General features: G+C 28.2%; 11 protein-coding genes and 1 pseudogene. All 12 read left to right on the forward strand.

Features of this window, described 5'->3' with window-relative positions; all coding sequences use genetic code 11:
* Positions 1–1,583 precede the first annotated feature (1,583 nt).
* Positions 1,584–1,832: a hypothetical protein gene (locus tag ACEW7V_RS00580; RefSeq protein WP_374695545.1), complete on the forward strand. Its 249-nt coding sequence runs from the start codon at positions 1,584–1,586 to the stop codon at positions 1,830–1,832.
* Positions 1,833–1,863: 31 nt separating this feature from the next.
* Positions 1,864–2,118: pseudogene (locus tag ACEW7V_RS00585) on the forward strand (hypothetical protein).
* Positions 2,119–2,435: 317 nt separating this feature from the next.
* Complete coding sequence (locus ACEW7V_RS00590; RefSeq protein ID WP_374695546.1) at positions 2,436–2,573, forward strand: hypothetical protein; 138 nt, start codon at positions 2,436–2,438, stop codon at positions 2,571–2,573.
* Between the two features lie 582 nt (positions 2,574–3,155).
* Positions 3,156–3,317 carry an AAA family ATPase gene (locus ACEW7V_RS00595; RefSeq protein WP_374695709.1) on the forward strand — a complete coding sequence of 54 codons (162 nt, stop codon included), beginning with the start codon at positions 3,156–3,158 and terminating at the stop codon, positions 3,315–3,317.
* A gap of 349 nt (positions 3,318–3,666) precedes the next feature.
* Positions 3,667–3,864, forward strand: a complete 198-nt coding sequence (locus ACEW7V_RS00600) for a hypothetical protein (RefSeq protein ID WP_374695547.1) — start codon at positions 3,667–3,669, stop codon at positions 3,862–3,864.
* 264 nt (positions 3,865–4,128) lie between these two features.
* Entirely contained in the window at positions 4,129–4,278 is a 150-nt protein-coding gene (locus ACEW7V_RS00605; protein WP_374695548.1) for a hypothetical protein, read from the forward strand.
* 201 nt (positions 4,279–4,479) lie between these two features.
* Positions 4,480–4,644 carry a hypothetical protein gene (locus tag ACEW7V_RS00610; protein ID WP_374695710.1) on the forward strand — a complete coding sequence of 55 codons (165 nt, stop codon included), beginning with the start codon at positions 4,480–4,482 and terminating at the stop codon, positions 4,642–4,644.
* Between the two features lie 140 nt (positions 4,645–4,784).
* Positions 4,785–4,940: a hypothetical protein gene (locus ACEW7V_RS00615; protein WP_374695549.1), complete on the forward strand. Its 156-nt coding sequence runs from the start codon at positions 4,785–4,787 to the stop codon at positions 4,938–4,940.
* Positions 4,941–4,996: 56 nt separating this feature from the next.
* Positions 4,997–5,332 carry a hypothetical protein gene (locus ACEW7V_RS00620; RefSeq protein WP_374695550.1) on the forward strand — a complete coding sequence of 112 codons (336 nt, stop codon included), beginning with the start codon at positions 4,997–4,999 and terminating at the stop codon, positions 5,330–5,332.
* A 52-nt stretch (positions 5,333–5,384) separates the two neighbouring features.
* Positions 5,385–5,600: a hypothetical protein gene (locus ACEW7V_RS00625; RefSeq protein ID WP_374695551.1), complete on the forward strand. Its 216-nt coding sequence runs from the start codon at positions 5,385–5,387 to the stop codon at positions 5,598–5,600.
* A gap of 140 nt (positions 5,601–5,740) precedes the next feature.
* Positions 5,741–6,013 (forward strand): hypothetical protein, encoded by a 273-nt coding sequence (locus tag ACEW7V_RS00630; RefSeq protein ID WP_374695552.1) that lies wholly within the window; start codon positions 5,741–5,743, stop codon positions 6,011–6,013.
* Entirely contained in the window at positions 5,997–6,407 is a 411-nt protein-coding gene (locus ACEW7V_RS00635; RefSeq protein ID WP_374695553.1) for a hypothetical protein, read from the forward strand. The genes ACEW7V_RS00630 and ACEW7V_RS00635 overlap by 17 nt, the downstream gene beginning before the upstream one ends.
* Positions 6,408–8,143: the final 1,736 nt, after the last annotated feature.

Here is an 8,143-nt window from a genome sequence, read left to right on the forward strand (position 1 = left end):
TGACAGTGACACAAAATCCCAAAGTTTTACTTTAGCCAATATACCATATTTTTGATTTTATAAAATGCAGCAATTTTTAATCAAAATGCACTATCATTATTTCCATCATAACACAAATTAATTATTCACTAATGATAAATTAGTTGATTTCTATAAAATATTAAAGGATTACAAAAATCATGACAAAAAAGATTCATAATTTACCATTTGACATTCATATCACGAAAAAGCAATGGATCATTCCACTCATCAAAGACGGATCATGTCAAAGGCATTTGCTTCAGCTAATTACATTCTAAAAGGTAATTAGTTTTGCTGACATCACTTTACCTGGATTACAGAATACCTTGGCAATTCTGGTTCATGTCTATTGCTCAAGCAATTAATTGAGGATTTTCTTTCAGAATATATTGTTCAAAATCAAATTTATTGGGGCCCATCATCACGGCTGCAGAGTTTCATCTTACATCTAATCCAGTAGTCAAAGACTTGTCACTGAAGGAGAACCTACTTTTAATGTTTTAATTGTTTTTGAAAATAATAATAATTATAACTATCATCGAGGTTTGTTTCCTGATGAGATCAATTTATCGTACTGTTCACTAAAGTTAAAATATCTTCCCATCTTAAAAGATATTTATCTATCAGATTGCAGTTTTAAATCAATAATACCTGAAGAAGGTCACTTAAAGGCAGATCTGTCATTGCTCTTGCTGAAGCAGCACTTCCTAGTATACGGGAATCTTGTCAAATAACTCATTTACTTGATTGGCGAAAGGACTGAGCAGTGTTTCAGCAGATTGTTGTCCTGAAGATGTTCATTGTTCAAATGTACTTTGCATGATTGCATGGCTTTGGTTTCTTGCAATTCTGCATCATTGTTCATCAATATCGTCAATAATTACTTATCATATCGCTTGCAGCATGTTTGTCTGCATCTACAATATCGTACAGCAGTGTCGTGTCGAAAAATATCAATATTGATTTGCTTATCGGTCAACTTTTAATTAGCCTTGTTATTCTTAATGATAAATATCACAGTTATGTCTCTTTACTGTTTTTTATAAATAAAGAGCCAATTTTCACAGTACGTGTTTCACAAGATTTGCAACACCACATTAAGTATTCAAATATAATTAGGTTTAGTAAGATTCAAGAGTAGACCGAAATAATTAGAGCCATTTTAATACATTAAATAGTCTCACCCTGCTGAAGTCTTTTTCAATAATTATTAAATTGTCACACCAAAAATGAACACAGCTTCTAATAAAGAAACTTTAATATCTGGGCATGTTTTGAATGTCTTGTTGTCTTCAGGAAAAAAATCCTAGAACAACAAGACATTCAAAACATTATGCAAGATATTAAAGTTTCTTTGGTAGAAGCTGATGTTCCTACTTTCATGCTATTGATAAGTTTAACAAAAATGGTTGAAAAAAAGACTTTGAAAATAAGAAGTTTTTAAAAGGACTGAACCCCAAAGAACATATTATTAAAATCGTAAATGAAACCTTCAATTCAAATTATTCTACTCGTGCAGATCTTACTTTTAAGCCTAATTGTAATTTGGATACTAATGTTAATTGGGTTGCAAGGAAGGTAAAACGACTACTGTAGGAAAATTAGCTCTTTGGTTGCGTAAAAAAAATAGTAAAAAAGTTTTGCTTGTAGCTTGTGATATTTATCGTCCAGGAGCAGTAGAACAATTAAAAGTTATTGGTAAACAAATCAATATTGATGTTTTTTCTAAACCTGACACTGCTGTTTTAGATATTGTAGATGCAGGATTAAAACATGCTTTGCAAGAAGGATGGCGATGCAGTAATTATTGATACTGCGGGGCGCCTTGATATTGATGAGACAATGATGCAAGAATTGCAAAAAATTAAAGCCAAAGCCAATCCTTCAGAAATTTTGTTAGTTGTGGATTGTCTTTCTAGACAAATAATCTGCTACACGTTCGAAGTCGTTTACAATTGCTAGAGTAACTGAGTATTTTTGACCAAAATGGATTCAGATACTAAAGGAGGTGCTGCTTTACTTGCAAGAGCAATGACAGATCTGCCTTTAAAATTTGTTTCTTCTTCAGAGACAATTGACAGTTTAGGAGCCCTTTAATCCCATAGAATGTAATCCGTCTTTAGAACAGATATTTAACTTTAATTGAGACAGTTACCGATAAATTGATCCTCTATCAAAGTAAACAAATGATGGAAAAATTATTTGATGATAGTTATAATTATTATTATTTTCAAAAACAATTAAAAACATTAAAAAATGGGTTCTTTCAGCAAATTGTTAAGTCTTATTCCTGGATTAGGTGGTAAGATAAAACAATCTTTCTGCCAGTTTAGGTGATGATGGATTTAATAAATTTGAAGTTTTAATTCAAAGTATGACTAAACAAGAAAAAGAAAAATCCTCAATTAATTGCTTTGAGCAGTAGACGTAGACAAAGAATTGCCAAAGGTTCTGGTAATCAATTAAGTGATGTCAACAAGCTAATTACCCTTTTAGAACAACAAAAAAAATTAGCTAAGCAAATGCAACATTTTGATGATCAAAGATCTTGATAAATTAAAAAATGATCCGATTGCTTTTTTCGTGATATGAATAATAAATAATTAAAATTATAAAATCTTTTTATTAAGTATTTTGTATCCTTTAATATTTTTATAAAATCAACTTTAATTTATCATTAATTAAAACAAAATGAATAATTATTTGTGTTATATTAAATAATAAATAAATTACATTTTTGATTAAAAATTGCTACATTTTTATAAAATCCAAAAGGAATACAAATATGAACATATTAACTAAAAGTAAAGAAAAACTTTTTTTAAAATTTTTATTGGCACTTTATTATTTATTTTAACAACCGCTTTAACAATTTATTTTTCATATAACTTATATCATCAATACAAACAACAAAATTTAAAGAATATCAAAACAAATGGAACAATATGATGCCAATAAACCTCCTACTAAATTTAGCGCACATCCTTTAGTATCCCAACGTTGTGGTAAAGCACAATGATGATATAGTAAACAATATAAGTTTTGCAAACATAATTGTGGGAAACTTAAAGAAACTTGTAATCGCTTTTTAGCAATGGTATCTCATCCTGAATGGTTCCAAAAAGCAGGAAAAAATCAATAAACCCAAAAGACTCCTACTACATGGAGTCCCAGGAACAGGTAAAACATTATTAGCAAGAGCATTTATGTCACAAGCAAGACAAACCTCCCCTTCCACCGATGCAGGCTGTTTTGAATTTACCCCCTCCGACTTTATCACCAAAACCCGCGAATAAGTAATCGGGGAAATTATAAGAGCGATGTTTGATTTCATTAGAGCTGAATGGCATCTAAACCAAAAATAATGGTATGGAATTAATTTTCATCGATAGATACGACCAAGTATGAAAAAATGGAACTTATCAACCAAGAAGACCAAAAAATGAAAGACATCTTAAACGCCTTCAAAGCCGAAATTACTTCATTAAGAAACCACTGCCCCACAACCCTGATGCTTTTATTTTCGTAATTGGAGCCACCAATCACTTAGATCAAATAGACGATGCCATCAAATTACGCCTCAACTACCACATAGAAGTTAAACCCTTAGATACAAATGGTGAAAAAAATTCTTAGAATTCTTAATTGAAAAAAGAAAAACACCAATCACCTCAACTGCAAAAAGAATATTTATTAACAACAATTAATGATGCATTGGAAAAATTAACTGATAAATTCAAAACAGGACAACGCACTATGGAATATCTTTTAGATGATGACAATTATCAATATAAAAGCTTTACGAAACCCAAAGGGCAAAGTGACATTAAATTGAAGACTTAAAATCTTTTAAAGTTATTTATGGATTTGATTTTCCTTAAAGACTTCATTAAAAACATCATTATAATTAAAATTATAAAATCTTTTTATAAACGCAATAAAATAAAAATCCAAACAAAACCTTGTATTCTAAGAAAAGTTTTCCAAACTTTCTTTTTTAATATTATATTAATTATTTTCCTTTTGTAACTTATAAATAACACAATCATTATTAACTTATAATCAATTTTGGCTATTAGCTAAACGATAAAATAAATAGGAGAAACAATGAAACATTTAGTTTTAGTTGATGGCAATTCGCTTTTATTTCGAGCATATCACGCAACTGCAAGCAAATATAAACCCCTTTTGCAAAATAAAAAAGGGATCTACACTAATGCTCTTTTGTCTTTTATTAGAATGTTTGAAAAATTTTAGAAAAAACGAAAGGCTATATTTTAGTAGCTTTTGATGCTCTATAAACCTACCAAAAGACACCAATTATACGATCTTACAAACAAGGAAGACCAGAAACACCTTCTGCATTGATTAGTCAAATTCCTTTGATTAAACAATATTTAGACCTAATCGGCGTTAAATATCAGCAATCCCAAGACGAATACGAAAGGCGATGATATTATAGGTACTTTAGCCAAAGAAGCAAGCAATCAAAATAAGACAGTATCTATTTATTCAAGTGATCAGGATTTATTGCAATTAGTAGATGAAAAAAATTACTGTTTGTTTCGCTTAAAAAAGGATTGCGTGAAATTAAATGCTATACACCTCCTACTTTGTTTTTGAAGAATACGGTCTTAAAGAATATCAAATGATTGATTATAAAAGTTTAATTGGTGATCCTTCTGATAACATTAAAGGAGTATTGGGAATAGGACCTAAACTGCTCAAAAGTTATTACAAGAATACGATTCCTAGATAATTTGATGCAAAATTTAGACAACATTAAACCTATTTTAAAAACCAAAATCCAAAATTCCCAAGCTGATTTAGAACTTAGCAAAATACTTACCGCAATTGACCTTAAAGTTCCCTTGCCCTTTGATTGTACGCAAACAGAAATACAAATACGTTTGTCATAAAAACCTTAAAAATTTTTATGAAGAAATGGATTTTAGACGCTTAGCTATTACCAAATATGCAAGAATTGAAAAAAGAACCAAATACCACAAATACAAATGCAAATTATAATAATAAGGAAGCATCCCCCAAATCCAAAGAAGTGCAAGAAGTAGAAAAAGATAGCAATTTAGAAAATGATAATAATTTAAACCAAACAAATCAAAACAGACCTATCAACAACAACACCACTAAAAATAATGAGAATAACGCTCCAAAAGTTCAAGAACAAGGCGCCAACCTGATTCTATTAGAAACAATTCTTCATTTTCAAATTATCAAAGACCAAAACTCTCTAAATGCTTTTTGGCTCAAATCCGGGTCAACCACACCAAATTTGGGCTTGTTTTTTTGAGTTAGAAAAAGAAAATGACTCAAATACTTTTTGCAAAAAGGGTGGTTTTCCAATGAAAGAAAATACACATTTTTTTATAGATGCTAATTTGGCTTTTGATAATAATAACTTTTGCAATTATCTAATAGATGCTAATTTTTATAAAATTGTTTTTCACAATCAAGCAACACAACTTTCTTTTTTAAAAACAAAACATCAAGAACTTAACGGAGTTATCTTTGATTTAGTTTGTGCTTCTTATCTTTTTGTTTCCTTTGAAAAATCTTGAATTTAGTCATATTATAGCCAAAATAGATATTTTGAATAACACACAAATTATGTAAGCAAATTATCTCAAAACATTTTTATTTTAGAGCAAAAAAGTAGCTTTTTAAAGCTTTTTTATTACACGCCATCAAAAATAGCGTTTTGCATCATTTAAAAAAGCTCAAAACCAATTATTTTTGTTTCAAAGAAATAGAACTTCCCTTATCAAATATTTTAGCCCAATTAGAATATGAAGCTAATTTAGTACAACAAAAACAAATAATAGAAGCGCAGCCAATAGAAAAAAATACGGATGAAAAAATAGAGACACAACAAGAAAAAATATCAAAAACAAATCAAGGGCAAGAACAAAAACAAGAAACTCACATCAACCAATTAAAATCATTCAAAGATGTTTTTGGGTATCAAAAATAGTTGTTTTTTAAATATAATAAACAATAAAAAATCTTATAATTATTTAATTAATGATAATTTTTTTTGCTTTTCGTTAAAAATTTTAGCTACTTTAGGAAATATTCAAAAAATTAAAAATTACTTTAAAATTGAAAACAATCATCTTTTAAATGATGAACAAACCTTACAATTTTTTGTAAATGCGCCCAAATCAGAAATCAAAAAGGACTATCAAAAACTTTCTGAAACAACGAATTTTGATGTGGATGAGTGGATAAAAGCAATTATCCCTGAATTAAATATTTCTTCGAATTGTGCCCAAGATTTTATCCATCAATATTTAAGTTTGGATGATGAAATTATAAATTATTATCAAAGTTTATTACAACAAATCAAAGAAAAAAATATGCATTAACTTTATTGAAAAGAAAAAGTTTTTTTCGGTAATCAAAAATTAACTCCGAATTTGGATTTAAAAATATTATATGTTTTTTACAAGAAAATATTTTTCTTTTCAATAAAAGTATCATATTTTTTCTTTTATTTGTTAACAAACACGATAATTTATAATTTCATCGTAAACACCAAATATTGATGAATAAATCTTAGTACAATTCGAAATATTTAATTCAGGGATAATTAACATCACTCATCACATCAAAATTCGTTGTTTCGAAAGTTTTGATAGTCCTTTTTGATTTCTGATTTGGGCGCATTTACGAAAATTCATAGTTTATTCATCATTTAAAAGATGATTATTTCAATTTCAAGTAATTTTAATTTTGAATATTTCTAAAGTACTTCAAAATTTTAACGAAAGCAAAAATTATCATTAATTAAATTATTGTAGATTTTTATTATTTATTATATTTAAAACAACTATTTGTCCAAAAACATCTGAATGATTTTAATTGGTTATTAATGGTTTCTTGATTTTTGATATTTTCTTTGTTATCTCTCTGTACCGTCAAATATTTTCTGTGGCTTCATCTTTATTATTTTTTTTGTAATACTAGATAGCTTCATGTCCTAATTCTCATGTAGTTTGAAACTTAAATGATACTTTGATGATATAATCTTAAACTCTTTTATCTCACAAATAAAATGTACTGAATAATTCTAACACATAATTTGTGTTATTCAAATATCTATTTGTATATCAAATTCAAGATTTTCAAAGAAACAAAATAAGAAGCACAAACTAAATCAAGATAACTCCGTTAAGTTCTTGATGTTGTTGCTAAAAAAGAGACGTGTTATGATTGTGAAAACAATTTATAAAAATTAGCGTCTATTAATAATTGCAAAGTAATGATATCAAAGCCAAATTATATCAAATAAAAAATGTGTATTTTCATTGGAAAACCAATTTCTTGCAAAAGTATTTAGTCATTTTCTTTTTTCTAGCTCAAAACGAAGCCCAAATTTGATATTAATTATTCAAAAGCATTTAAGCTTGATAATTTGAAAATGAAGTGATTTCAATATTTTAGTGCAATCCTCATTGGTAATTGATGTGATGATGATAGATCTGTTTTGATTTGTTTAGTTTAAATTATTATCATTTTCTAAATTGCTAATCTTTCTGCTTCTTTGCACTCGTTTGGGGATGCTCACTATTGACCATGATTTGCATTTGTGTGATATTTAGTTCTTTTTCAATTCTTTATGATGATAGCAAGCGTCTAAAATCCATTTCTTCATAAAATTTTTAGATTTTGCATTTAAACTGTTGTTTCTGTTGCGTAAATTCAAGTAAGGTCAATTGCGATAATATTTTGCTAAGTTCGTCAACTGGGATTTTGGTTTTAAAATGGGACAATGTGATATCATTTTAAATCAAGTACGTAACACGAACAGTTTACAGATCTATTCAATGCTCCTTTAATGTTGGGATCACCAATTGACTTTATGTCAATCATTTGATATTCTTTAAGTTGATTCTTCAAATAGAAATTGAAGATATTATAGCATTTAATTCGCACTTGATCCTTTTTAAACAGACAGGCAGTAATTTTTGCATCTGTAATTGCGAATCTGATCACTTGAATGAAGCAGATCTTTCAATCTTCTTTGGCTAAAGTACCTATAATATCATCGGCTTCGATATTCGTCTTGAACATGATATTTATGATATAAATGTAATACATG

The organism is Areca yellow leaf disease phytoplasma, assembly GCF_041920595.1.

Excerpts from the sequence above, each read along its gene's own strand:
- ACEW7V_RS00605 (WP_374695548.1), top strand. The coding sequence starts at position 4,129 with ATGAAACATTTAGTTTTAGTTGATGGCAATTCGCTTTTATTTCGAGCA.
- ACEW7V_RS00615 (WP_374695549.1), top strand. The coding sequence starts at position 4,785 with ATGCAAAATTTAGACAACATTAAACCTATTTTAAAAACCAAAATCCAA.
- ACEW7V_RS00620 (WP_374695550.1), top strand. The coding sequence starts at position 4,997 with ATGCAAGAATTGAAAAAAGAACCAAATACCACAAATACAAATGCAAAT.
- ACEW7V_RS00625 (WP_374695551.1), top strand. The coding sequence starts at position 5,385 with ATGAAAGAAAATACACATTTTTTTATAGATGCTAATTTGGCTTTTGAT.